A 25,303-nucleotide genomic window follows, 5' to 3' on the forward strand; every position below is an offset into this window, starting at 1 on the left:
CGGTAACTGGTTTATAGCACTTGTGTATTATCATTATCCAGGGGAATGCGGCTGTTGTGCGCAATGGTCCTTTTATCTGCTTTCAGCGCCCACAGGGAGGCCAGCAGGAAAAAAGCGGTAAACAGCACCAGGGATACCATCGGGTACAGGCTTACGCCATCGATGCTCTGCAGGTAGTTAATGAATTTCATCTTGTTCTTCTTTTGCCATTAAAGATTTTTTCGGTTCGCCTTTGATATCTTTCCCGATCCTTTGCAGGTAGGCGATCAGCGCCACTATTTCCCGGTCGGGCAGCGTTTCCAGCTTATCGTTCTTCAGGGAGGCCGTTATTTCCCTGGCCTGCTTTTCCAGGTCGGCGTTGGCCTGCAGCTCGTAATTATGCGGGTAAGGCACGCCCAGTTTGCGCATGGCATGGATCATGGCCGGTGTCTTCGCTTTATCTATGCGGTCGTCCAGCAACCAGGGATAGGCGGGCATGATAGAGCCGGGCGACATGGACGTCGGGTCCAGCATGTGATTGTAGTGCCAGCTATCGGGATACTTGCCGCCTATACGCGCCAGGTCGGGACCGGTACGCTTGGACCCCCACTGGAAGGGATGGTCGTATACAAACTCGCCTGCTTTGGAATATTCCCCGTAACGGGCCACTTCATCGCGGAAGGGCCGTACCATCTGCGAGTGACAGGTGTAGCATCCTTCGCGGATGTACACATCGCGCCCGTGCAGTTCCAGGGGCGTGTAAGGCTTTACGCTGCTGATGGTGGGGATATTGCTGCGCACCAGGAAAGTGGGCACCATCTCAAAGATGCCGCCTATGCCTACTACGATCAGGCTGAAGACGGTCATTTGCACCGGCCTTCTTTCAATCCAGTTATGCCAGTGCGTTTTGCCGTATACCGGTATCACTTTGGGCAGGGGCGCTGCCTCTGCAGGCTCATTGGCCACAAAGGTGCCGCGGCGCACTGTTTTCGCCAGGTTCACGATCATCAGCACCATACCGCACAGGTATAAGGTACCGCCCAGGCCGCGCAGCGCGTACATGGGCACAATAGTAGTTACCGTTTCCAGGAACTGGTATTTGAGCTGTCCTTCCCCGGTAAAGGCTTTCCACATCATGCTTTGGGTAAAGGCCGCCCAGTACATGGGGATCACGTAAAAGATGATGCCCAGGGTGCCCAGCCAGAAGTGCGTGTTGGCCCATTTGCGGGAATAGAGCTGGGTGGAGAAAAGACGGGGCATCAGCCAATACAGGATGCCAAAGGTGAGGAAACCGTTCCAGCCCAATGCACCTACGTGCACATGCGCAATGGTCCAGTCGGTGAAATGGCTCACAGCGTTCACGTTCTTGAGCGACAGCATAGGCCCCTCAAAAGTGGCCATCCCGTAACAGGTAAGCGCTACTACGAAGAATTTCAGGATCGCGTCTTCCCTTACCCGGTCCCATGCGCCGCGCAGGGTGAGCAGGCCGTTCAGCATGCCGCCCCAGGAAGGCGCAATGAGCATGATAGAGAATACCGTGCCCAGGGACTGCGCCCATTCCGGCAGGGACGTATATAACAGGTGGTGCGGACCGGCCCATATGTAGATGAATATGAGCGCCCAGAAGTGTATGATGGACCAGCGGTAGGAATAAACCGGGCGGTTAGCGGCCTTGGGTATAAAATAGTACATCAGGCCCAGGTAGGGCGTGGTCAGGAAAAAGGCCACGGCGTTATGCCCGTACCACCATTGCACCAGCGCGTCCTGCACACCGGCATACCAACTGTAGCTTTTGAACAGCGACACCGGCATCTCGAAAGAGTTTACGATGTGCAGCATGGCCACGGCCACCCAGGTGCCGATGTAAAACCAGATGGCCACATACAGGTGGGCCTCCCGGCGGCGCAGGATGGTGCCCAGCATGTTGGCTCCGAATATCACCCATACTACGGTAATGGCTATGTCAAAAGGCCATTCCAGCTCGGCATACTCCTTGCCGGTGGTATAGCCCATGAGCAGGGTCAGCGCGCCGCCGGCAATAATGGCCTGCCAGCCCCAGAAATGCAGCTTGCTCAGCAGGTCGCTGTACATACGGGTCTTACACAGGCGCTGCAGGGAATAATAAACGCCCATAAAAATGCCATTGCCCACAAAGGCAAAGATCACGGCATTGGTATGCACCGGCCGCAGGCGGCCAAAAGTAGTAGGCGCATAGTCCAGGTTGAGCTGAGGAATGGCCAGCGACAAGGCTATCCACAGCCCGGCCAGCATGCCTGCCAGTCCCCATCCTACAGTGGCGTAGGCAAACCATTTTACCGTGCGGTTGTCATAAGAGAATTTTTCGAGCGACATAAGAAGATCTATTGTTTTGTTATTGCGTTGTGTTGTTTTTCTTCGGTGGCCGGCGCGTCATCAAACAGGATACGGCGGGCCGGGGAGTAATCATCCTCAAACTGGCCGCTCTTCACAGACCAGATGAAGGCCGCCAGGAAAGTGAGCCCTACCGTAAGGCTGGCTCCGAGTAATAATATGATGACACTCATGGTTATATTGATTAGATGGTCACAAAAGTATAGACCAGGTATCCGGGGAATGATGATCCTGCTCAGCCGGGCAACTGATCCTTGTCAGCCATTAGCGGCAATGGCTGCCGCAGCTTTCTGCCGGCCCATTCGCTCAGCCCCCAGGTAAGCAGGATGATGCTGATGGAGCTGGACGGCATCAGTATGGCGGCCGTTAGCGGCGACAATGCGCCCTGCACGGCAAAGAACAGGCCGGTGATGTTGTAGGCCAGGGAAATGATAAAGCTGGCCAGTATAATGCGCTTGTTGGCGCGGCACAACTGTATAAAGCGCGGCAGCAGCAGTAGCTGGCCCGCTTCCAGGATGCCGTCGCTGGCCGGTGTGAAATTGTTGCTGTCCTCCGTCAGCGACAGGCCGGTATGGCTTTGCTTTAAAGCGCCGGCATCATTCAGGCCGTCCCCGATCATCAGCAGCCGCTGCCCCTTTGCCTGCAGTTGCAGCACATAATCCAGCTTGTCCTGCGGCTGCTGGGAAAAGCGCAGTGTGGCTCCGGGGCCCATCAGCTCCTGCAACGTGGCTGCTTCCCCGTTATGATCGCCGGACAGCAGGCTTAAGGCATACCGTTCCCGCAGTTGTCCGAACAATTGCCTGATGCCGGCACGGTACCCGTTGCGCACGCTGAAACGCCCGCGCACCTGCCCGTTCACAGCCAGGTATACCACGCTGCCGGTAAAATCCCCGTCTGCACCGGCCCCGGTGAAGGCTGCATCGCCCAGTTGTATGCTGTTGCCCTGCACCTTCCCGCTGATACCCTTACCGGTATGGCTGGCAAAATCCGTCACCGGCAGCGTGCTTTCCCCGCAGTAAGCCCTTACCATCCGGCTCAACGGGTGGGTGGACTGTGCGGCCAGGGCCGCCACCTGCAGCCGCTCCGCTGCGCGGAGCGGCTGGCCGTAGAACACTACTTCCGCGCTGTGCTTACCGGTGAGCGTGCCTGTTTTATCAAATACAATGTGGTCTGTATCCGCCAGCCGTTCTATAGCGGCTGCATTGCGCAGGTATAAACGGTGCCGGCTTAATATGCGCAGGATATGCCCGTTGGTAAAGGATGCCGCCAGCAGCAATGCGCAGGGGCAGGCCACGATCAGGATGGCCGTTACGGAAGGCCATATGCGGGCCGGGTTGTAAAAAGCCCACCAGGCGGCGGTAACAATAGCAACCAGCAGCACTACGGCTGTGAAGTTCCGGCCCAGCAGGTGTATGAAAGAGGCGGGCTTGTCCTCCGCCTGCTGCAGCTCCTGCCGGTTCCATAAGCTGGTCAGATAGCTCTGCGCCACTTCCTTGATGGTGAGCACCTCGATATTGCCCTCCAGTTGCCAGCCGCCGGCATATATGATCTCGCCGATGGAACGGCGCACCGGGGCGGATTCCCCGGTTACAAAGCTGTAATCGATCAGCGCCTCCCCTTTTACCAGTATACCGTCAGCCGGTATCAGCTCATTATGATGGATGCGCAATGTTTGCCCCGTCCGGATATCCGGTAATGCTACCGGCGTTTCCTGTTCTTCGTTAATAACGGTAACGGCTACGGGAAAATAAGCGGTGTAGTCGCGGTCAAAGGAAAGGCCCTGGTAGGTTTTCTCCTGCAGGATGCGCCCGGCCAACATCAGGAATACGATGCCCGTCATGGCGTCGAAATAACCGGGACCGCCGGCGGACAATACATCCACCAGACTGCGCACAAAAGTGACCCCGATAGCCAGCGCCACCGGCACATCAATGTTCAGGAAACCATGGGTAATACCCTTCCAGGCGGAACGGAAGAATACCTGCGCGCTGTAAAAGAAAACGGGTAGGGACAGCAGCAGGTTCAGGTAGCGGAACAGCACGGTATCCATCCCTTCCGGTCCTGAAAAATACTCCGGGAAGCTAAGCAGCATGATATTGCCAAAACAAAACCCTGCTACACCCAACTGGTAAACCAGGCTGCGGTTGACACCAGGCCGCTTTTTATGCTGCAGGTCCTGCAGGCTGATATAAGGCTCATAGCCAACAGCCGCCAGCAGCTCCACCACCTTGCGCAGGGAGGTTTGCGCCTGCAGGAACACTACCTGCACCTCCTTACGGGCAAAATTGACCGTGGAACGCTGCACCCCGGCATCCAGGCGATGCAGGTTTTCCAGCAGCCACAGGCAGGAGCTGCAATGAATATGCGGGATATAAAAAGTGATATGCGTTTGCGTGTCGTCCCGGAACTGTACCAGTTGCTGCCGGATCTGCGCATCTTCCAGGAAAGCATATTTATCCCTGCGCACCTGCATGCGCTGCGATACGCCCGGCTTGTCGTTCAACTGGTAGTATTCGCAAAGGCCGTGCTCGTGCAGCATTTCATATACCAGCTTGCAGCCGTCGCAGCAGAATATCTTGCTGTCCAGCGCAATTGCATGGTTGTTACAGGTTTCGCCACAATGATAGCAGGCAGTTCTTACAGCGGTCATGAGCAGGTAGTTATTTCCAGGTACAGGGCAAAAGTAGCGGAGACCGGGCCGGGCAGGAATGATAAATGTCAAAGCGCCGGCTGATATATATCAGGCAGGTAACTGATTTTTGTCATTTAATCCAGTGCAGGCAAACGCCTATACCTGCTACGGTCACTGGTTTCCATGATTTTTTCATAGCTCAACATCTATCCCTCCTACTTCATACCTCCCACTTCATACCTCCTTCCCCATCGTATCCGGGACAGGATAGCGCCAAACACCAGGCATACCACTAGCAGCATCACCAGCCAGCCTACGAATGGAATAAGGGAAAGCAGCTTCAGGATAACGAAAATGCCCAGGGCTACCCATACCAGCCGCCACATTCCCCAGTGCTTTTCATACCGGCTGTTGAGCCAGTTGGCGATCACTACGGCCGACAACGCCGTGGCCAGCATCAACACAAGTATGTAGAGGATCAGCAGCAGCAGGCCCAAAGGCAGGCCCACCAGGGATGCGATGGCAATAGCAACGGCGATGGGCGTAAGCACCAGGAACAAAAAGCCATATCCCATTAGTTTGGGAACATTACTGCTAATGGCGGCGCCGGCCCTTTGCACGGTAGTGCTGAACAGGTACTGGATCAATAAGATAAACAGGAATGCCACCGCCAGGTACCACAGCAGCGCCAGGAAGGAAGCAAAGCCCAGGAACATCCAGTTGGGATCATCCATTTCCAGGGACTCATCGTACACCGCCTGGCCCTGTTTAACGGATTGCCGGAAATCCGTTTTGCCGCTGCTCCAGTAGCGCACCTCTTCCTCAAAAGCTGCTGAAGGGCCTATATTGATCTGGCGGGCAGATAAGGTGGACGGGCCGCCTACCCTGCCATTAATGCTCACTTCCCCGCCGCGGGCGTCCAGCGCGCCATTAATAATGCCGTTCATTTTCAGGGAGCCGGAGCCGGACCTGGCATATCCTTTTACGGTGCCTTCCATGCTCAGCTCTCCCCCGCTGGCCAGCAGGCTGCCGCCTATCACGGCCGCCCGTTCCACATGCACGGTGCCGCCGGTGATCACCAGGTCGCCGGCTATTGGCTGGCTGATGCGCAACTGGCCACCCGCACAGCGGATATCGTCCCCGGCATAGCCGTTATAGACGATCTCCCCACCGGCTACCAGTATATCGCTGGTAACGGAATCATTGATGAACACCTTACCGCCGGCCACTACCAGGTCGCCATGCACCGGCGCATTAATGGTAACAGTGCCGCCGGCAATATACAGGTCTTCATGAACGGGGCGATCGATGTTCACCTGCCGTCCGTATTGCAGTTGCTGCCCCGTGGCCAGCACCGGCAGCAACAGGCATAGTACAGGAAATAGCTTTTTCATATTGCATGGGTTAATGATGTGCAATAAAAACCGGCTGCGTCACCACCTTTACTACAGGTGTAGCATGGCTGGGCGAAAAGAAACTGGACATCATGCCCCGGCCATAGGCCCCCATCACGATGAACACCCGGTTCCTTCCCAGCAGGTACTCCAATAATCGCGCCCGCGTGTTGCCGTCTTCCAGCACTACCTGGTCTGTATGATCGTAATGCGCCTTCAGCCATTCCTTCAGCTTGTATTTATCACTGTTCGCGGCTTTGCCCGGTTCCGTTACGCTCAGGATAAGGGCCCTGCGGTCGCGCAGCTCGGGGAACAGGTAGGTGAACTGTTTAATGGCAAATACGGAAGAACGGCTGTGATCGCAGGTAAAGACGATCTCGTCAATCCCTTCAAAGCTTTCCGTTGCGATCACTACCGGGCATTCCGTATCCTGCAGCACTTCCTTTACAAAAGCAGTGGGCACCGTTTCCCGCTCATCGCTGAAGGAGGTGCTGGCGTCTATCACGATCAGGTCGGCAAAGCGGCTTTCCGCCACTATTTCCGTAATGGGCACGCCCCGGTCGCGGTGCACGGTGCTGTTAACGCCCCTGGCCTCGCAGGCGCGCTTAAAGGCCAGGATATTTTCTTCACAATAATTTTCCTTCAGCTCCCGCACGGAGGCGCCCGGTATGGCGGAGCTCACGGCCCTTTCCCGGATCGTTGCAACGGAACGGGCCTCCTGCTCCAGGTTCTCCAGGAAAATGCCGGTCAGCTTTGAATGGGTAAGGTTGCAGAGATAGCAGGCAAAATCCAGGCACTGCATATTCAGTTTCACTGCATCCGTTACATATAACATCTTTTCCATAAAAATCAGTTTTACAGGGTGTAAAAAAGCCCTGCCCGCATTCGCAAGACAGGGCATAGCATGCAAACCATCCCTATTTATTTTACATCGATATGCAGGCTGGTTTCCTTCTTTTTGGCTTCCTCCTTTTTGGGGAGCTTCAGCTTCAGCACACCGTCTTCGTAATGCGCGTCGATCTTGTCCATGTTCACGCTGTCCGGCAGGTTAAAGCCGCGGGAAAAGCTGCTGTAGTTATACTCCTGGCGGCTGAACTTTTCGCCTTTCTCTTCCTTTTTCTCCTCCCTTTCTGCGCTGATGGTGAGCACGGAGCCGTCCACATCAATTTTAAAGTCGCTCTTTTTTAATCCCGGGGCTGCCAGGGATACGTTATAACTGTCCTTATCCTCGCTTACATTCACTGCCGGTATGGTCAGCGCCGCAAAGGAACGGCCGCCGTTGAAGTCAAGGCCCCACTCTTTCCAGGGTTTGAAGAAATCATCAAATAAAGAAGGGAACAGGTTGCTGGCTTTGGATAATCCTTGAGATGCCATAATTACCTCCGTTTTTTTAAGGTTAAAAATTTTATGTAGCTAAATTATACCGCGCTGCGGCCTGAAAGAATGATCCCGCTCAAGCAGGAGGATGATTGTTATCACCACCGGTAACAGCCCGCCACAATCATGCCGTTGGCTGACAGCGATCATTGCCGCCGGGCGGGGCGCCGGCTATTTTTGAGGCAAAAAAGCATTATCATGGAAAAGATATTATTAGTGGTTTTCGGACCGGCGCCGGCGGCCAATTCACTGGACTTTGCCTGCTACCTCTCCGGCATGACCCGCTCCCGCATAAAAGGCTACTTCTTTGAAAGCAGCCAGTATGCGGACCGGCCGGTAATGAAGCAGGTGTATGGCATGCCCTACGTGGAAACGATCGTGTCCGGCGACCTGCCCGGCTACGAGACCATGCGGAGAACCATCGAGGACAATATCCGCAGCTTTCAGCATACCTGCGAGGAAAAAGGCATTCCCGCATCCGCCCACTATGTGCATACGCCCGTGCTGGACGAGATCATTACGGAAAGCCGCTTCGCCGACCTGATCATTGTAGATGCGGCCGCTTCCGATGTGCCCGGCTTTGAAGAAATGCCCGGTCCCTTCCTGAGGGACCTGATGATAAAGGCCCAGTGCCCGGTCATTATTGCACCGGCCGGCCATATGCCCGTGGAAGAGATCGTGTTCTGTTATGACGGCAGCCCTTCTTCCTATTTTGCCATGAAACAGTTCTCCTACCTGCTGCCGGAGCTTACAGAAGCGCGCGGCACCGTGGTGCAGGTAAGCAGGTCCGAAATACCGGCCGGGGAAAAGAAGCAGGTGATGGACTGGCTGAGCCGGCACTTCAACTATACCGACTACGTTACACTAAAAGGGAACCCGGAGGACGAACTGCTGGGTTACCTGCTGACCAGGCGCTATGCCATGGTGGTGATGGGCGCTTACAGCAGGAGCATGATATCACGCTTTTTCCGGCACAGCCATGCGGACCTGCTGATCAAAACGCTGGCCTACCCGGTTTTTATTACGCATTATTGAGGTAGCAGCGTGATTCACAAAAGGGTGAATAGGAAGCAGGCAGGATTAATTTTTTGAAAATGTAACCGATTACATATCTTTATTGAACAAATCGCATTATTTTCCACGTTTATAAAGATGTAACCGATTTCATGAAATTCGTTTATCTGTCTTTACTGCTATTCACCGTGCAAACGCTTGCCGCACAAAGTTTTATCAGCACCCGGGCGACAGGCAACAGCTTCCCCATAGTAGCCGCTACCGCCACCCCTATTTATGTAGATACGCTGGACGACTGGCTGGTGGGAAAGGCTGCCTTGCTTTTGCAGGCGGACATTGAACGGGTAACCGGCAAAAAACCCGCGATCATCCATGAACTGCCGGCCTCCGCTCCCCACCTCATCATCATCGGGACACTGCAAGGCTCCGCCCTGCCGGGCCGGCTGCAGGCGGCGCAAAAAACAGACCTGTCAGGCCTGTCCGGTCAATGGGAAGCCGGCCTGCTGCAAACGGTGGAGCAGCCGGTGGACGGCATCGGCCGGGCGCTGCTGATTGCCGGCAGCGACAAACGCGGCGCTGCCTATACCGCGCTGGAACTGTCCAGGCAACTGGGTGTATCGCCCTGGTACTGGTGGGCCGATGTGCCGGTAAAAACAAAAAGAACCGCCTTTGTAAAGGCAGGCGCCTACCATTTCCCTTCCCCTTCCGTAAAATACCGCGGCATCTTCATCAATGATGAAGCGCCGGCCTTCTCCGGCTGGACGAAAGAAAAATTCGGCGGGGTGAATCATCTTGTCTATGAAAAAGTATTCGAGCTATTGCTGCGCCTCAAAGGAAATTACCTCTGGCCGGCCATGTGGGGCAATGCGTTCAATGATGATGATACGCTGAACCCCGTGCTGGCAGATAAATGGGGCATCGTGATGGGTACCTCGCACCATGAGCCCATGCTGCGGGCGCAGCAGGAATGGAAGCGCTACGGCAAAGGCCCCTGGGACTATACGAAAAACGCGCCTGCGCTGCGGGACTTCTGGCGCACAGGCATCGAACATATGGGCGCACATGAAAGTATTGTCACCATCGGCATGCGCGGGGACGGCGACATGCCCATGACCCGGGGCACCGCTATTTCGCTCCTGGAAGATATTGTGCGGGACCAGCGGCAGATCATTGCAGCAGTGACCGGCAAACCCGCGGCGCAAACACCGCAGATGTGGGCGTTGTACAAGGAAGTGCAGGATTATTACGACAAGGGCATGCGTGTACCGGACGACGTTACCCTGCTGCTTTGCGATGACAACTGGGGCAACATCCGCCGGCTGCCAAAGCCCGGCCTGCCGCCCCGCAGCGGCGGCTACGGCATTTACTATCATTTTGATTATGTAGGCGGTCCCCGGAACTATAAATGGATCAACACGAATAACATTGCCCGCGTCTGGGAACAAATGCACCTGGCTTACCAGCACGGCGTGGACCGGGTCTGGATAGTGAACGTGGGCGATATCAAACCCATGGAGCTGCCCATCTCCTTTTTCCTGGATTATGCCTGGAATACCGCGGCCTGGCAGGCGGATAACCTGCCCGATTACTTTACCCAATGGGCCAGCGAACAGTTTGGCCCGGCACATGCTCCGGCCATCGGGAGCATATTACGCCGCTACGCGCAGTATGCCTCCCGCAGAAAACCGGAACTGCTGGACGCCGGCACCTATCACCTTACCCACTACGATGAAGCAGACCGTATACTGGCCCAGTGGAATGAGCTGGAGAACCAGGCGGAAAAAATAAATGAAAAGATCGCGCCGGCATACCGCGACGCCTATTCTCAACTGGTGCTTTATCCCGTAAAAACATTTACCAACCTGCACCGCCTATACCATGCGGTGGCAAAGAACCGGTGGTATGCCGCCCGGAAAAGCGTGCTGGCCAACGAGTGGGCGGATAAGGCAAAACAATACTACCTTAACGATTCCCTGCTCTCGCGCCAGTACAACCGGGAACTGGCAGGCGGCAAATGGAACCACATGATGGACCAGACCCATATCGGCTATACTTACTGGCAGCAGCCGGAAAAAAATACCATGCCGGCTGTAAGCTATGTAGGCACGGACACTGCGGCCGGCGCACCCGTTACGGACCCGGAGCCCCGTAACGGGAAGCCGGGTTACGTATCCCTACTGGCAACACAGTACGCCAAAGCGGTGAGCACGCCCGCCATCCAGTGGAAAGCCATCCCGGACATCGGCCGGGAGGGCGGTGGCATGACCAGCTTCCCCGTTACCGCTGCGGTAGATGCTATCGGTCCGCAAACGCCTCACCTGGAATACCAGGTGCAGGTAGCGGATACCGGCATGATGCAATTGCGGGTCTATTTCTCTCCGTCGCTGGACTTTTACCATGAGGGAGGATTGCAATACGGTGTTTCCATTGATGATGAACCTCCCCAGCTCCATACGCTCAACGCTGAGGAAGCCAACCAGCGGGTATGGGGCGCCTGGGTGGCCAACAACATCATTGTGAAAACATCCCGGCACCACATCGCCACTCCCGGACGGCATGTTATCAAATACTGGATGCGTTCCCCCGGCGTGGTACTGCAAAAGCTGGTGCTGGATAGCGGCGATGCGCTGCCCTCCTACCTGGGACCGCCGGCCAGGCATCCCTAACTATTATTTCATATATTCACTAAACAAAAAAATAAATTACCACTTTATGAACCTGGTGAAAGACACTGTCCGGATGGCCCCTGCCGTTTTAATGGCATTGCTGATGGCCGGCTGTGGCGGGGCCGGCTCCGGCAGCGCCACTGATTCCACTACCGCGAACGCCGAAGGAGACACGGCCCAAAAGTACCTGTCCCAACCGCTGGTGCAGCACATTTACACGGCAGACCCTTCTGCCCATGTGTTCAACGGGCGCATCTACATCTACCCTTCGCATGACACGGCTACCGGCACCCCGGAAGATGACCTGGGCAGCCATTTCAATATGATGGATTATCACGTGCTGTCCATGGATTCCGTTGGCGGCCCGGTAACGGATCACGGCGTAGCCTTGTCTGTCAGGGACATTCCCTGGGCGGGCCGGCAGCTCTGGGCGCCGGATGCCGCTTATGCCAATAACATGTATTACCTCTATTTCCCGCTGAAGGACAAACAGGATATTTTCCGCATCGGCGTGGCCACCAGCAACAAGCCGGAAGGGCCTTTCACCGCGGAGCCGCAGCCCATCAAAGGCAGCTACAGCATTGATCCCTGCGTGTTCCGCGACGATGACGGCACTTTCTACATGTATTTCGGCGGTATCTGGGGCGGGCAACTACAGCGCTGGAACAACAACCAGTATGATTCCACCAAAGGCAACCGGCAGCCGGAGGAAACGGCCATCCTGCCACGCGTAGCCCGGCTGGATGCCGGTATGAAACAGTTTGCGGAACCGGTGAAAGAGGTGAAGATCCTGGACGATACCGGCAACCTGTTCAAAGAAAAAGACAATGACAAACGTTTCTTTGAAGCCTCCTGGATGCACAAATACAAGGGCAAATATTATTTCACCTACTCCACCGGCGACACCCATAACCTCTGCTACGCCATTGGCGACAGTCCCTACGGCCCCTTCACCTACAAGGGCGTGATCATGACACCCGTGGAAGGATGGACCACCCATCATTCCATTATTGAGAACGGCGGCAAATGGTATCTCTTTTACCATGACGTGCAACTGTCCGGGAAAACGCATTTGCGCAATGTAAAGGTGACGGAACTGCACTATAATGACGATGGCACCATTCAAACCATACATCCTTAAGATGAGCAATACTATCCGCCTGCTCCCGCTGCTCCTGCTGCTGGCGTTCAAAGGCTACCCGCAGTCCCCGGGACTGAAAACCTACTACCAGGATTATTTTCCTATAGGCGTAGCCGTGTCCCCACGGGCTTTGCACAGCGACGAGGCCAAACTGATCCGGCAGCAGTTTAACAGCCTGACCGCAGAGAATGCGATGAAAATGGGGCCGCTGCATCCCTCGGAAGATACTTATTACTGGAAAGATGCAGACAGTATTGTAGCTTTTGCCTTGCGTAACGGTATGCGTATCAGGGGCCATAACCTTTGCTGGCACAACCAGGCGCCCCGCTGGTTCTTTACTAACAGCGCGGGCGACACCGTTTCAAAGGCGGTGCTGCTGCAGCGGCTCAAAGCGCATATCACCGCGGTGGTCAGCCGGTACAAGGGAAAGATCTACGCCTGGGACGTGGTGAACGAGGTCATTTCCGACAAGCCGGAGGAGTTTTACCGCAATTCTGAATTTTACCGCATCTGCGGCGAGGAATACATTGCCAAGGCCTTCCAGTACGCCCATGAAGCAGACCCGGACGCTTTGCTTTTTTATAACGATTACAACGAGATCGACCCGGTAAAAAGAGAAAAGATATACCGGCTGGTAAAAAACCTGCAGGCGGCAGGCGTGCCCGTTCACGGCCTGGGGCTGCAGGCGCACTGGGCCATCAACGAGCCTTCGGAATCGCAACTGGACAGCACGCTGCAGCGCTTTTCGGAACTGGGCGTGCAATTGCAGATCACGGAGCTGGATATTTCCGTATACCCGAAAGAGCATAGCGCCCGGAAAGCGCGGCCGGCAGACACGGCCACTACCCTTACACGGGAAAAGGAAGACAGGCAGGCGGCGGTATACAGGATGTGCTTTGCCCTGTTCCGCAAATACCGGGATGTGATCACGGGCGTTACTTTCTGGAATGTTTCAGACCGCCACAGTTGGCTCGACAATTTCCCCGTGCGGGGCAGAAAGGACTATCCCCTGCTTTTTGATAAAAACCTGCTGCCCAAAAAGGCATTCCGTGAAGTGGTGGAGTTTTAAGCAGATCCCTGTGATTTTCCCGGAAATTTGTTTAAGTTGCCGGCCGGTTTAAAAAATATTCCTATGCGCCTGAGACTCGTACATTGCCTGCTGGTTTTCATGACCTTGCCTGCCCTGGCCCAGACACCGAAGCAGGAACTGCATTTCAAGAGCAGCAAAAACCAGCTTATCACGGTATATAAAGGCACCATTTTCGTGAATGGCAACCGCACTTACCAGATGCAGGCGGACAGCATTATCTACAAAAGCAGGCGCAACCGCCTCCTGGAAGATAAAGGCAACGTATTCCTGTTCCTGGATGTAAAGGGAAGCACTGATAATGAAATGTATGTATTCGCCGTCAACAACTCCCAGGTGGATTCTATTTTGACGGCCATCAGCTCCAACATACGGGATATGGACCATGACGGTTTCCCCGAATTTGGCGGCCGCGCATCTACGCCGGCCTATCCCGCTGCCGATTCCGTGTATTACACGCCCTCCCGCTATTATGAAATTAAAAAAGGGCGCATTGAGCTGGATGCCGCCTATACCGAAAAGATGGAGAAAAGAATAAACGGCGTGTACCTGCCGGAGCCCCTGGACGGAAATGGCCGTTGCTGCAAAGTGATCCCGAAACGTTCCTGATCATAGTGTAAACGCCGCATAATACAGCGCGTGCGGGTAGTCCGGGTAAATGCCCGCTACCAGCACGCGCCCTTTGTAATACCGCAGGGCGTTAAAGAGGTCTTCCCGGCTGCTGACCGGCTGGTTATTCACTTCCAGTATGATGAATCCCGGCTCTATGCTGGTGGAACGGAAGATCCTGCCATGGCGCACCTTGATCACCCGCAGGCCGCCTTTCAACTGCAACTGCTCCTTTTCCTGCCGGAAAATGTCCATTACTTCAATGCCCAGCAACTGCAGCAGGCCCTCCGGGTCATTCGCTACACCGGCCGCGGTTTCCTCCTGGCCGTTGAGCGCCGTTTGCAACTGTATTTCCCGCTGCTTCCGCACTACGGTCACGATCACCTTGTCGCCCGGGTGATGCAGGATCATGGTTTCATGGAAAGCCGCAACGGATTCCACGGTCTTAGCGGCCACGCGGGTAATGATATCCCCCGGGCGTATACCGGCCTGCATAGCCGCCCCCTCCTTCACCAGGCTGTCTACATATACCCCGTACCGGTCCGGTACATCTTTCAGGAAAACACCCATGTAGGCACGATAGGCAGCGCCGTAGCGCAACAGGTCATTGCTTACTTTCCGCACCACTTCCACCGGGATGGAAAAGGCGTACCCCGTATAGCTGCCGTTCGGCGTAATAATGCCGGTATTGATACCGATCAGTTTACCATCCAGGTCCACCAGGGCGCCGCCGCTGTTGCCGTTGTTCATTACCGCATCTGTCTGTATAAAGGAAGAAATGCCGCCTTGCTCCTCCAGGGTGTTAATGTTCCTTGACTTGGCGCTCACGATACCTGCCGTTACCGTAGATGCCAGGTTAAAGGGATTGCCCACTGCCAGCACCCAATCGCCTACGGCAATGGAATCCGTACTGCCAAATGCCACAAAGGGCAAACGGGCTGCCGGTATCTTTAGCAGAGCCAGGTCCGTGAGGGAATCCATACCGATTACCTGCGCCTCAAAGCTGCGCTTGTCATGCAGGATCACGGCTATGGAACGGGCGTTTTGCACCACGTGACAGTTGGTAACGATATACCCGTCCCCGCTCAGCAGCACGCCGGACGCGCTGCCTTCCGGCGCACGCACATTCCGCCGGGCATTCGGCCACATATCATTGTTATAAAAAGTGGAAAAAGGATTTAAAGGCTGCCCCCGGAAACCCGGTTTGTACACCGCCACAATATGCACCACGCCCGGTATCACCTTTCCCGCCGCATAGCGGAAGCCGGGTGTTTGGGCGGCCGGCCCCCGTGAGGGCGCGGGCTGTTCCCCCGCAAGCGCCTGTTGCTGTCTTTCCTCCAGCGGTACAAAAGGCAGGCGGCCGGAGCTGATACGTACCTCTTTTTCCTGTGCAAGTCCCGGCAGGGCAGGCAGACAGGGCAATAAGAACAGGACGGATATAACCAGGGCTTTTTTCATAAAACATCAATTTGAGAATAAAACTACCCTGCTGTGCAGCCCCTTGCAATGATCCCTGTCAGCGCCGCTGCTGATACTTGTCAAAAACGGGCGCAGTGATAAGGATCAGTTATGCGCCTAATGAAGATCATTGCAGCCGCCCTGCCTGCCTGGCTATATTTGGGTACACTTATGGTATACTTAAAATATCAGTATATGAAAACAGATATCGAATTGCAAAAGGATGTCATGGATGAATTGCAATGGGACCCCGTGCTGCAGGCTGCGGAGATCGGTGTAGTGGTGAAGAACGGTATTGTTACATTAATGGGACATGTAAATAATTATAGCGAAAAGACCGCCGCCGAAAAAGCAGCCAAACGTGTGAAGGATGTAAAGGCGGTAGCCATGGACCTGGAGATCAGGCTGCCGTCTGAACATCTGCGCAGCGATGCAGATATTGCCGCCGCCGCCCTGAATGCGCTGAAATGGAGCAGCTTTGTGCCGGAAGACCGCATCCGGTTAAAGGTGGATGACGCCTGGATCACCCTGGAGGGAGAAGTGGAATGGCAGTTCCAGAAAGAATCCGCCTACCGCGCCGTGAGGGACCTGATAGGCGTGCGTGGTGTGGTAAGCCATATCAGCGTACGGCCCAGGATCACCCCCATCCTGGTGAAGGATGTCATCAAAAAAGCGCTGGAACGCAGCGCCGAAATAGAGGCCGACGGCATTAACATTATTACTGACGGCGGCCGGATCGTGCTCCGGGGCAAAGTACGCTCCTGGGGAGAACGCAACGAGGTGGAGCGCGCGGTATGGGCTACCCCCGGCGTCACAGAGGTAAAAGATGAGCTGATCATTGCGCCTTAAGCATACCTGGTCATGGAAGCTGCATATAAGATACGGACCTTTTTCGGGACGGCAGCAATGAACGACCCGGCCACCGCTACCCGCCGCGAGTACCTGCAGGTAGCGGCCCGGGGCGCCTATGCCGCCTCCACGATCTGCGGCTGCAACAGCAGGAAATACCACGGCTTGCTGGTAGCGCCGCAGCCGCAGATAGATAACGACCATCACGTACTGCTGTCAGCGCTGGAAGAGACCGTCCTGTGCGAAAACACCGCCTGGCGGCTGAACACCCAGCGCTATACCAGCGTCTACTACCCGGATGGCTATCGCTATATCCGGGAGTTTTACGCCAGCCCGATACCACAGTGGATCTATAGCTGCGGGCACGCCACCGTAAAAAAAGAGCTGCTGTTTGCCGCTGCGGAAAACACCCTGCTGATCCGGTACACCCTGCTGGAAGCCCCCTGCCCCGTCACCCTGCGCCTTACGCCTCTGCTGGCCTTCCGCAATATGCACTGGCTGAGTAAAAAGAATGAGCATGTCAATCACCACGTGACGGCAGTAGCGGGCGGCATTGCCACGGCCATATACCCGGCCTACACGCCGGTGTACCTGCAAATGAGCAGCCAAGCGGAGTTTACGCATGCGCCGGACTGGTATTACAACGTGGAATACCCGGAAGAGCAGCAAAGAGGTTATGATTTCCACGAAGACCTGTATACCCCCGGGTATTTTGAAGTACCGCTGGAACCGGGACAATCCGTGCTCTTTGCAGCAGGCACCAGGGAGATCCGCCCGGAAGCCTGCGGGGAACAGTTCCGGCAGCTCATTTCCGGGCAAACCGTTCCGCATACCACTCAAGAATATTTACTGAAAGCTGCACGGCAGTTCATTTTGCATCTGCCGGCCGGTCCCACCGTCAAAGCGGGCTATTACTGGTTTGGCGCCTGGGGGCGGGATACCTGCATTTCCCTGCCGGGACTGACCCTGCTAAGCGGCGATGTATCTTATTTCAGGCAGGCGGTGGATACGCTGCTGGCTGACCTGAAGGACGGGCTGCTGCCTAATGCCGGCACGGGCGAACGCGCCATCTATAATACCGCGGATGCATCGCTCTGGCTGGTATGGGCGCTGCAGCAGTGGGGCCGCTACTATGGGAACGCCGCAACGATATGGGAAACATACGGCGGCCACCTGGCCTCCATCCTGCAGCACTACCGGCAGGGTACGCACTATGGCATCCGGATGGACGAAGATGGCCTGATCACAGCCGGGCAGGAAGGATACGCGCTGACCTGGATGGATGCAGTAACAGATGGTATACCGGTAACACCGCGCAGTGGGAAATCCGTGGAAGTGAACGCGCTTTGGTACAATGCCGTATGCTGCTGCCTGCAACTGGCCCGTGCAGCCGGCGATGAGGATTTTGTGCAGGCATGGGCGCCCTTCCCCGAACGGATACGCATCGCCTTTACCCGGTGCTTCTGGGACGATGATAAAAAGTACCTGGCGGATTGCGTACAGCATGCGCAGCAGGACTGGAGCGTACGGCCCAACCAGTTGTTCGCTGTTTCGCTGCCCTTCTCGCCGCTGACGCCGGAACAGCAGGCCGCCGTGATGGACAAAGTGCGGGATGAGCTGCTGACCCCGCGGGGGCTGCGCACCCTTTCCCCGGAAGATGAGCGCTATTGTGGCCACTACGGCGGCGACCAGCCCACCCGCGACCGGGCTTACCACCAGGGAACCGTATGGCCCTGGCTGCTGGCCCACTTTGCCGAGGCCTACCTGGAAGTATACCAGGAGCATGCGCTGCCACTGCTTGAAACGATATTTGAAGACATGGCGCCTGCGCTGCAGGAATGCTGCCTGTATTCGGTAGCCGAAGTATTTGACGGCGATTATCCCTATAAGGCCGGCGGCGCAGTAGCGCAGGCCTGGAGCGTAGCAGAGCTGCTGCGGTTCAAGTACATCATCGACACTTTTAAAATGAACCGGGGCCGCCATGAGCTGTACCCGGCCGGCATGGAGCAAAACACGATATTATGCAGGTATTAATGTTCGGATGGGAATTTCCTCCGCATATTTCAGGAGGTTTAGGCACTGCCTGCCAGGGGATTACCACCGGGCTGGCTGCCAATGATGTAAATGTACTGTTCGTAGTGCCCAAAGCATATGGCAATGAGCCTGCGGAAAAAATAAAGCTGGTGAGCGCAAGCGATATCGCAATTCCTGCACCCGGGAGGCAAACACAAAAAGTGCAGGAAGCGCTCACCTTTTTTGAAGTCAACTGCCCGGTAGTACCCTACCTAAGCCCCGAAGCCTTTGCTGCGCACAGTGAGCCGGAGCATGGCATCGCCACTACCGTGGAGGGAACAGACATCCCGGTGATGCGCTATGCATTTCGCGGCGGCTACGGAAAAGACCTTATGAAAGAAGTATGGCAGTATGCCCTTACCGCCTCCACCATTGCGGAGCAGCATAACTTTGACATTATCCATGCGCATGACTGGCTCTCCTTCCCTGCAGGCATCATGGCCAGGGAGGCCAGCGGCAAACCGCTGGTGGTGCATGTGCATGCCACCGAATTTGACCGCTCCGGGGACAACATCAACATGCAGGTGTATGAAACGGAAAGACAGGGCATGCTGAAAGCCGACCAGGTGATCGCCGTCAGCGAGCTGACCCGGCAAACCATCATTCACCGCTACCATATTCCTGCCGCCAAAGTCACCACCATCCACAATGCGGTAGCACCGGCAGCTAAAGCAGCCGCACCTGCAGGCGAACGCATGTTCCCGGAAAAAACAGTATCATTCATAGGCAGGGTCACTTACCAGAAAGGACCGGCCTTTTTTATAGAAACAGCCGCCAAAATACTCCGGCAGGACAAAGGCTTCCGTTTCATCATGGCCGGCAGCGGCGACCTGCTGCATGCCATGATAGCGCATGCCGCACGGCTGCGCATCTCTTCCCATTTTCATTTTACCGGTTTCCTGAAAGGCGCCGCGCTGGACAGGGTGCTGTCGGAGAGCGACGTATACGTGATGCCCTCTGTATCGGAGCCTTTCGGCATCTCGCCGCTGGAGGCTGTCCGTGCAGGCGTGCCCGTGATCGTATCCAGGCAGTCGGGCGTGCAGGAAGTATTGCAGTACGCGCTGAAAGTGGATGGCTGGGACACAGACGCTATGGCCAACGCTATTTATGCGCTGGCCCGCTACAAAGGGCTGTCCTCCATGCTGCGGCGCGAGAGCGCGCGCGAGGTAGCCGCCCTGCGCTGGGAAACGCAGGGAGCGTTGATCAGGACATTATATAACGACGTTATAGCATCATTCATTTCATAAACACCATATCAATAATGAAGCATGTCTGCCTTTATTTCCAGGTGCACCAGCCTTTCCGCCTGCGGAATTTTTCCTTTATGGAGATCGGTAAGGGGCACGCCTACTTTGATGAGGATATCAATTACGATATCCTGCAAAAGGTAGCCCGTAACTGTTACCTGCCGGCCAACCAGTTGCTGCTGCAACTGATAAAGGCCCACCACGGCCGGTTCCGCGTGAGCTTCTCCATTTCCGGCACGGCGCTGGACCAGTTTGAGCAATACCTGCCGGAAGTAACGGACAGTTTCCGGGCGCTGGCGGATACCGGCTGCGTGGAGTTCCTGGCGGAAACCTACGGGCATTCCCTGGCAGCGCTGAAAAGCAGGGAGGAATTTTCCCGCCAGGTAAAGGCCCATGCCGATAAAATAACAGGCCTTTTTGGGAAAAGACCGGTAGCGTTCCGCAATACGGAGCTGATCTACAACGACGCCATCGGTGAAATGGCCGCCCGCCTGGGATTCACCACCATACTTACCGAAGGCGCATCGCAGGTGCTGCACTGGAAAAGCCCGCATAACGTGTATGCCAGCGCCGCCAGCCCGGACCTAAGGCTGTTGCTGAAGGATTTCCGCCTGAGCGATGACATCGCCTTCCGCTTCTCCGACCGTAACTGGCCGGAATGGCCGCTCACGGCCGCCAGGTTTGCGCACTGGCTGAATGCCAAGCCTCCCGGGGATGAGATCGTGAACCTGTTCATGGACTATGAAACGTTCGGGGAGCATCATGCGCAGGGCACCGGCATATTTGCGTTCCTGGCGGACCTGCCCGGGCAACTAGATGCGCACGGCAACCGTTTTGTAACCCCTTCGGAAGCAGTGGAGCTGCTGCCCCCAGTGGCTACCCTGTCCATGCCGCAACCTGTTTCCTGGGCCGATGAAGCCCGTGATCTATCCGCCTGGCTGGGCAACGACCTGCAGCAGGATGCCTTTGACTCGCTGTACGCGCTGGAAAAGAAAGTAAGGGCCTGCAACCATGCGCAGCTCCAGCAGGAGTGGCTGTACCTGCAAAGCAGCGACCACTTTTACTACATGAGCACCAAGGCGCTGGCAGACGGCAGCGTGCACAGTTATTTCAGTCCCTATAACAACCCTTTTGACGCCTTTGTGAATTATATGAACGTGCTGACGGATTTTTCGCTGCGCCTGGACAGATGGCTGGAAAGGAAAAAAACAGTCAATGATGAGCGACACACCCTGCAGGCCGGACTACATCTTTGAAGTAAGCTGGGAAGTATGTAACAAGGTGGGCGGCATACACACCGTGCTGTGCACGAAAGCCCGCCTGCTGCAGCAGGAATGGGGAGACCGGCTGATCATGATCGGCCCGGACCTGCATACCGATACCGGCAGCAACCCTGCGTTTATTGAAGACAAAAACCTCTTTACCACCTGGAAAGCGCATGTGCAACAGGAAGGGCTGCACGTAAGAACGGGGCGCTGGAATATCCCCGGCCAGCCCATTGCTATCCTGATAGATTTCACGCCTTTCTTCCTGCAGAAGAACGAGATATTGACCCACCTGTGGGTCAAATTCCACCTGGATTCCCTGAACGGGCAGTGGGACTATATAGAGCCCGCCATGTTCGGCTATGCCGCCGGCCTGGCCATTGCCGGTTTTTACCGCTGCCACCTGAACTCCACGGACAAGATCATCGCCCAGTTCCATGAATGGATGACGGGCGCCGGCATCCTGTACCTGGAGGAAAATGTACCGCAGATCGCTACCGTTTTTACCACGCACGCCACGGTGCTGGGCAGAACCCTGGCCGGCAACGGGCAACCCTTCTACAGCCGTTTTAGCACTTTTAACGCAGAGCAGGCAGCGCGGGACTTTAACGTGGTATCCAAACATTCCCTGGAAAAGACCGCCGCCACTACCGCCGACTGCTTTACCTGCGTAAGTGAGCTTACGGAAAAAGAATGCGAAAAATTCCTGGACAAACGCCCCGATATCATTACCCCCAACGGCTTTGACCCATCGTTTGTACCGGACGCCGCTTCCTTCGCCGGCAAAAGAACCGCAGCGCGGCAAAAAATATTATCCGTAGCCACCGCCCTTTTACAGCAGCCACTGGCAGACAATGCCCTGCTGCTCATTAAAAGCGGGCGTTATGAATTCAGGAACAAGGGGATTGACGTGTTCATTGACAGCCTGGCGGAGCTGAATAATGCGGATACGCCGGACCGGGATATGGTGGCTTTCATCTTTGTGCCCGCCCACCATACCGGGCCCCGGAAGCTGCTGCTGGACAGCCTGGAGCTCCCGGCCCCCGCGCAGCCCAGGACCGGCGAAGTGCTGACACACAACCTGCAGGGAGCGGACAACGACCCTATCCTGCAGCGCATACGGCTGCGGAAGCTGGACAATGCGCCCGGCAAGCGGGTAAAGATCATTTTTGTGCCCACTTATCTCAACGGGAACGACGGCGTCTTTAACCTGCCTTATTATGATGTGCTGATAGGTTTTGACCTGGCCATATTCCCCTCTTATTACGAGCCCTGGGGGTATACGCCGCTGGAAAGCCTGGCCTTTCACATACCGGCGGTCACCACGGGCGTTTCCGGTTTCGGCACCACTGTAAGCCGGCTGCCGGCCTATACCGGCAAAGGCATGTACATTATTGCGCGTAGTGACGACAATGCACCCGCAGCCGCAGCCGCTATTGCCACCATCATCCGGGAATATGCCGCGCTGCCGGAAACCGAGATAGCCACCATGCGCGAAAGCGCCGCCGCCATCAGCCGGCAGTTCCTATGGGAACAACTGATCACCCGGTATTACCAGGCTTATGACCTGGCCCTGCAGAAAAGCCTGCAACGGGAAGAGCTGTTCTATACCAAGCCGCAGGCGGCGCCTGCGGAAACAGCCGGCCGGCGGCCGGAGGCGCCACCGGTATGGAGAAGCCTCCGCGTGCAGCCGGGCCTGCCGCCTGCCCTGCAGGCCTTGCAAAAGATCAGCAGTAACCTCTGGTGGTCCTGGAATGCGGATGCAGCCGGCCTGTTTGCTGCCGTAGACCCGCTGCTTTGGAAACAGTGCGGGCATAACCCGCTGCTGCTTTTAAAGGAGCTGAGCCTGACCACCATTCGCCGGCTGGAAAAGGATACCTCGTTCCTGGATATGCTGGCCCGGGTAAGCACGGCCTTTGACCAACACCTGCAGGCGGCAGATACCAACACGCCGCTCATCGCCTATTGTGGCATGGAATACGGGCTGCATGCCGGCCTTAAGCTCTATGCAGGCGGCCTGGGCGTACTGGCAGGGGACTACCTGAAAGCCGCCAGCGACAGCAATATACATTTGGTAGCCATCGGGCTGCTGTACCGGCAGGGATACTTCAAACAGAAAATATCCCCGCAGGGCGAGCAACTGGCCCTGCCGGATAACATAGACATGGACAGCCAGCCCCTTTATCCCGTGTACAACGACAAGGGGGAGCCGCTCCTGGTGCAACTGGCGTTTCCCGGCCGTACGGTACATGCCGGGATATGGAAGATCATGGCCGGCCGCGTGCCGCTGTACCTGCTGGACACGGACGTAGCGGCCAACAACGCCGCAGACCGGCAGATCACGGCGCAGCTATATAACGGCGATCCCGACCTGCGCCTGCAGCAGGAGCTGCTGCTGGGTATAGGCGGCGTGCGCATGCTGGCCGCCCTGGGCATACAGCCGGCTATCTACCACATCAATGAAGGACATGCCGCTTTTACCGCCCTGGAAAGGATACGGGAGCTTATGCATGCCGCACACCTGGATTTTGAGGAAGCGCTGGAAATAGTCAGGAATACAACCCAGTTTACCACCCATACGGCTTTGCCCGCCGCCATGGACCTGTTCAGCGAAGAGCAGTTGCGGGCCTACCTGTCTTACATGGCGCAGGATCTCAACATCACCTGGGAACAGGTCATGAGCCTGGGAAGAGCGGATGCGCATAACAGCAGCGAACTGTTTTCCATGATGTACCTGGCCGCCCGCTGCAGCCAGGAAATAAACGGCGTGAGCCGCCTGCACCGGATCATTTCCTGCCGGCTGCTCCAACCGCTCTGGAAAGACTTCAGGCCCGCAGAGTTGCACATTACACATGTGACCAACGGCGTGCACTCCCCTACCTGGCAGGCCGGCCGCTGGCAGGCATTTTTCAACACGGAAAAGCAGGAGGTAACAGACAACGAGCTATGGAGCATACGGCAGTCATTAAAGAAAGACCTGGTACAGGCAGTAAAGGTAAGATTGCGCAACTCCCTGGTAGCCGTGCACGAAAGCCCTGAAAACATCCGGGAGGCGCTTGATCACCTGGATGAGCAAACCCTGTTCATTGGATTTGCCCGCCGCTTTGCTCCTTACAAAAGGGCCGGGCTGCTCTTTACCGATATGGACAGGCTGGCCGGTATCATCAACAACAGCAACCGCCCCGTACAGGTGATCTTTGCCGGCAAGGCGCATCCCAAGGATGAGCAGGCCAGGTCCATCCTGAAAGCGGTGGTCAACAATTCACGAACCCCTGCGTTAAAACATAAAGTGCTGTTCCTGGAAGATTATGATATGGAGATGGCCGCCATGATGGTGCAGGGAGTGGATGTGTGGCTCAACACGCCGCAACCCGGCAAGGAAGCATCCGGCACCAGCGGCATGAAGGCCGTGCTGAACGGCGCCCTGCACTGCAGCGTACAGGATGGCTGGTGGGCCGAAGCCTATCGTGCAGACGCCGGCTGGGCGCTGGAAGAGGAAGTGGTATACGAACATGAAGCGCTGCAAGATGAACAGGATGCAGCATTGCTTTACAGTATGCTGGAAAATGAGATCATCCCGCTTTTCTTTGAACGCAACCGCGACGGCGTGCCGGAAGCCTGGGTAAAAATGATCCGCAGCGCCATGCTGGAAATGGCGCCGGCATACAGCATGCAACGGGTAGCCGCGGAGTACAGGACCCGCTACGAACAATTGTATAAACGAAGTGAGGTTTTAGGGGCAGACCATTACCGGGCGGCCCGGGAGCTGGCCGCCTGGAAAAAGAAAGTGCGCGCTGCCTGGAGTCAGCTCCATGTAATGGCCATTGAGCAGCCCGGCAGCGACCGGCCCGTGCAAACGCTGGGAGAAACCTTCGAGGCAAGGGTACTGCTGTATACCGGCAGCCTGGCTGCGGAGGATATAGGCGTGGAAGTGGTCTTCTCCGGTAAGGGCAGCCCCGATGACTATGTTATGGCTGCTCCCCTGGCCTTAAGCAAGGTGAACGGGCGCCGGGCCGCTTTTACCTGCAGCCTGCCCTTAACGCTTACCGGCGCTTATACCTACAGTTTCCGGGTGTTTCCAAAGCACCCGCTCCTGCCCCACCGGCAGGACTTTCCCTTAATAACCTGGATCTGATAACGTT

At 56.1% G+C, this 25,303-nt stretch carries 18 protein-coding genes; 10 read left to right on the plus strand and 8 right to left on the minus strand.

Features of this window, described 5'->3' with window-relative positions:
- Window positions 1-11: 11 nt before the first annotated feature.
- From LX66_RS22190 to LX66_RS22220, 7 genes are all read right to left on the minus strand, one after another.
- Window positions 12-191 carry a CcoQ/FixQ family Cbb3-type cytochrome c oxidase assembly chaperone gene (locus LX66_RS22190; RefSeq protein ID WP_145717655.1) on the minus strand — a complete coding sequence of 60 codons (180 nt, stop codon included), beginning with the start codon at window positions 189-191 and terminating at the stop codon, window positions 12-14.
- Window positions 178-2,331 (minus strand): cytochrome-c oxidase, cbb3-type subunit I, encoded by a 2,154-nt coding sequence (gene ccoN, locus LX66_RS22195; RefSeq protein WP_145717656.1) that lies wholly within the window; start codon window positions 2,329-2,331, stop codon window positions 178-180. Before ccoN ends, LX66_RS22190 begins: the two co-directional genes overlap by 14 nt.
- An 8-nt stretch (window positions 2,332-2,339) precedes the next feature.
- Complete coding sequence (ccoS, locus tag LX66_RS22200; protein ID WP_145717657.1) at window positions 2,340-2,522, minus strand: cbb3-type cytochrome oxidase assembly protein CcoS; 183 nt, start codon at window positions 2,520-2,522, stop codon at window positions 2,340-2,342.
- A 62-nt stretch (window positions 2,523-2,584) separates the two neighbouring features.
- A complete protein-coding gene (locus tag LX66_RS22205; protein WP_145717658.1) occupies window positions 2,585-4,999 on the minus strand; it encodes a heavy metal translocating P-type ATPase in 2,415 nt (804 codons plus the stop codon).
- A gap of 197 nt (window positions 5,000-5,196) precedes the next feature.
- Window positions 5,197-6,375 carry a DUF342 domain-containing protein gene (locus LX66_RS22210; RefSeq protein WP_145717659.1) on the minus strand — a complete coding sequence of 393 codons (1,179 nt, stop codon included), beginning with the start codon at window positions 6,373-6,375 and terminating at the stop codon, window positions 5,197-5,199.
- A gap of 10 nt (window positions 6,376-6,385) precedes the next feature.
- Window positions 6,386-7,219, minus strand: coding sequence for a universal stress protein (locus LX66_RS22215; RefSeq protein ID WP_145717660.1), 834 nt, complete (start codon window positions 7,217-7,219; stop codon window positions 6,386-6,388).
- Window positions 7,220-7,296: 77 nt separating this feature from the next.
- Window positions 7,297-7,749, minus strand: coding sequence for an Hsp20/alpha crystallin family protein (locus LX66_RS22220; RefSeq protein WP_145717661.1), 453 nt, complete (start codon window positions 7,747-7,749; stop codon window positions 7,297-7,299).
- A gap of 201 nt (window positions 7,750-7,950) precedes the next feature.
- Here LX66_RS22220 and LX66_RS22225 point away from each other — a divergent pair, with 201 nt between their 5' ends.
- The 5 genes from LX66_RS22225 (at window position 7,951) to LX66_RS22245 (ending at window position 14,269) form a co-directional block, all read left to right on the plus strand.
- Window positions 7,951-8,787 (plus strand): universal stress protein, encoded by an 837-nt coding sequence (locus LX66_RS22225; protein WP_145717662.1) that lies wholly within the window; start codon window positions 7,951-7,953, stop codon window positions 8,785-8,787.
- Between the two features lie 131 nt (window positions 8,788-8,918).
- Window positions 8,919-11,432: a glycosyl hydrolase 115 family protein gene (locus tag LX66_RS22230; protein WP_145717663.1), complete on the plus strand. Its 2,514-nt coding sequence runs from the start codon at window positions 8,919-8,921 to the stop codon at window positions 11,430-11,432.
- A gap of 46 nt (window positions 11,433-11,478) precedes the next feature.
- On the plus strand, window positions 11,479-12,573 hold the full coding sequence (locus LX66_RS22235; protein ID WP_244620486.1) for a glycoside hydrolase family 43 protein: 1,095 nt from the start codon (window positions 11,479-11,481) through the stop codon (window positions 12,571-12,573).
- Window position 12,574: 1 nt separating this feature from the next.
- Window positions 12,575-13,642, plus strand: a complete 1,068-nt coding sequence (locus LX66_RS22240) for an endo-1,4-beta-xylanase (RefSeq protein WP_145717664.1) — start codon at window positions 12,575-12,577, stop codon at window positions 13,640-13,642.
- A 63-nt stretch (window positions 13,643-13,705) separates the two neighbouring features.
- A complete protein-coding gene (locus tag LX66_RS22245; RefSeq protein ID WP_145717665.1) occupies window positions 13,706-14,269 on the plus strand; it encodes a hypothetical protein in 564 nt (187 codons plus the stop codon).
- Here the strand turns inward: LX66_RS22245 and LX66_RS22250 are convergent, their stop codons facing one another.
- Entirely contained in the window at window positions 14,270-15,727 is a 1,458-nt protein-coding gene (locus LX66_RS22250) for a trypsin-like peptidase domain-containing protein (RefSeq protein WP_145717666.1), read from the minus strand.
- A gap of 195 nt (window positions 15,728-15,922) precedes the next feature.
- On the opposite strand from LX66_RS22250, the gene LX66_RS22255 reads away from it, so the two are divergent.
- From LX66_RS22255 to glgP, 5 genes are read left to right on the plus strand one after another with little or no spacing between them, the layout of a single operon-like run.
- Window positions 15,923-16,576: a BON domain-containing protein gene (locus tag LX66_RS22255; RefSeq protein WP_145717667.1), complete on the plus strand. Its 654-nt coding sequence runs from the start codon at window positions 15,923-15,925 to the stop codon at window positions 16,574-16,576.
- Window positions 16,577-16,588: 12 nt separating this feature from the next.
- Window positions 16,589-18,610 (plus strand): amylo-alpha-1,6-glucosidase, encoded by a 2,022-nt coding sequence (locus LX66_RS22260; protein WP_145717668.1) that lies wholly within the window; start codon window positions 16,589-16,591, stop codon window positions 18,608-18,610.
- Window positions 18,598-19,896, plus strand: a complete 1,299-nt coding sequence (locus LX66_RS22265; protein ID WP_145717669.1) for a glycosyltransferase family 4 protein — start codon at window positions 18,598-18,600, stop codon at window positions 19,894-19,896. The genes LX66_RS22260 and LX66_RS22265 overlap by 13 nt, the downstream gene beginning before the upstream one ends.
- Before the next feature lie 14 nt (window positions 19,897-19,910).
- Entirely contained in the window at window positions 19,911-21,152 is a 1,242-nt protein-coding gene (locus LX66_RS22270; protein WP_145717670.1) for a glycoside hydrolase family 57 protein, read from the plus strand.
- Entirely contained in the window at window positions 21,112-25,296 is a 4,185-nt protein-coding gene (glgP, locus tag LX66_RS22275; protein ID WP_145717671.1) for an alpha-glucan family phosphorylase, read from the plus strand. Before LX66_RS22270 ends, glgP begins: the two co-directional genes overlap by 41 nt.
- The last annotated feature ends 7 nt before the right edge of the window (window positions 25,297-25,303 follow it).

The sequence above is a fragment of the Chitinophaga japonensis genome, assembly GCF_007830125.1.
Lineage (GTDB): Bacteria > Bacteroidota > Bacteroidia > Chitinophagales > Chitinophagaceae > Chitinophaga > Chitinophaga japonensis.

Coding starts and splice junctions, on each gene's coding strand:
- LX66_RS22190 (WP_145717655.1), bottom strand. CDS start 191: ATGAAATTCATTAACTACCTGCAGAGCATCGATGGCGTAAGCCTGTAC.
- ccoN (WP_145717656.1), bottom strand. CDS start 2,331: ATGTCGCTCGAAAAATTCTCTTATGACAACCGCACGGTAAAATGGTTT.
- ccoS (WP_145717657.1), bottom strand. CDS start 2,522: ATGAGTGTCATCATATTATTACTCGGAGCCAGCCTTACGGTAGGGCTC.
- LX66_RS22205 (WP_145717658.1), bottom strand. CDS start 4,999: ATGACCGCTGTAAGAACTGCCTGCTATCATTGTGGCGAAACCTGTAAC.
- LX66_RS22210 (WP_145717659.1), bottom strand. CDS start 6,375: ATGAAAAAGCTATTTCCTGTACTATGCCTGTTGCTGCCGGTGCTGGCC.
- LX66_RS22215 (WP_145717660.1), bottom strand. CDS start 7,219: ATGGAAAAGATGTTATATGTAACGGATGCAGTGAAACTGAATATGCAG.
- LX66_RS22220 (WP_145717661.1), bottom strand. CDS start 7,749: ATGGCATCTCAAGGATTATCCAAAGCCAGCAACCTGTTCCCTTCTTTA.
- LX66_RS22225 (WP_145717662.1), top strand. CDS start 7,951: ATGGAAAAGATATTATTAGTGGTTTTCGGACCGGCGCCGGCGGCCAAT.
- LX66_RS22230 (WP_145717663.1), top strand. CDS start 8,919: ATGAAATTCGTTTATCTGTCTTTACTGCTATTCACCGTGCAAACGCTT.
- LX66_RS22235 (WP_244620486.1), top strand. CDS start 11,479: ATGAACCTGGTGAAAGACACTGTCCGGATGGCCCCTGCCGTTTTAATG.
- LX66_RS22240 (WP_145717664.1), top strand. CDS start 12,575: ATGAGCAATACTATCCGCCTGCTCCCGCTGCTCCTGCTGCTGGCGTTC.
- LX66_RS22245 (WP_145717665.1), top strand. CDS start 13,706: ATGCGCCTGAGACTCGTACATTGCCTGCTGGTTTTCATGACCTTGCCT.
- LX66_RS22250 (WP_145717666.1), bottom strand. CDS start 15,727: ATGAAAAAAGCCCTGGTTATATCCGTCCTGTTCTTATTGCCCTGTCTG.
- LX66_RS22255 (WP_145717667.1), top strand. CDS start 15,923: ATGAAAACAGATATCGAATTGCAAAAGGATGTCATGGATGAATTGCAA.
- LX66_RS22260 (WP_145717668.1), top strand. CDS start 16,589: ATGGAAGCTGCATATAAGATACGGACCTTTTTCGGGACGGCAGCAATG.
- LX66_RS22265 (WP_145717669.1), top strand. CDS start 18,598: ATGCAGGTATTAATGTTCGGATGGGAATTTCCTCCGCATATTTCAGGA.
- LX66_RS22270 (WP_145717670.1), top strand. CDS start 19,911: ATGAAGCATGTCTGCCTTTATTTCCAGGTGCACCAGCCTTTCCGCCTG.
- glgP (WP_145717671.1), top strand. CDS start 21,112: ATGATGAGCGACACACCCTGCAGGCCGGACTACATCTTTGAAGTAAGC.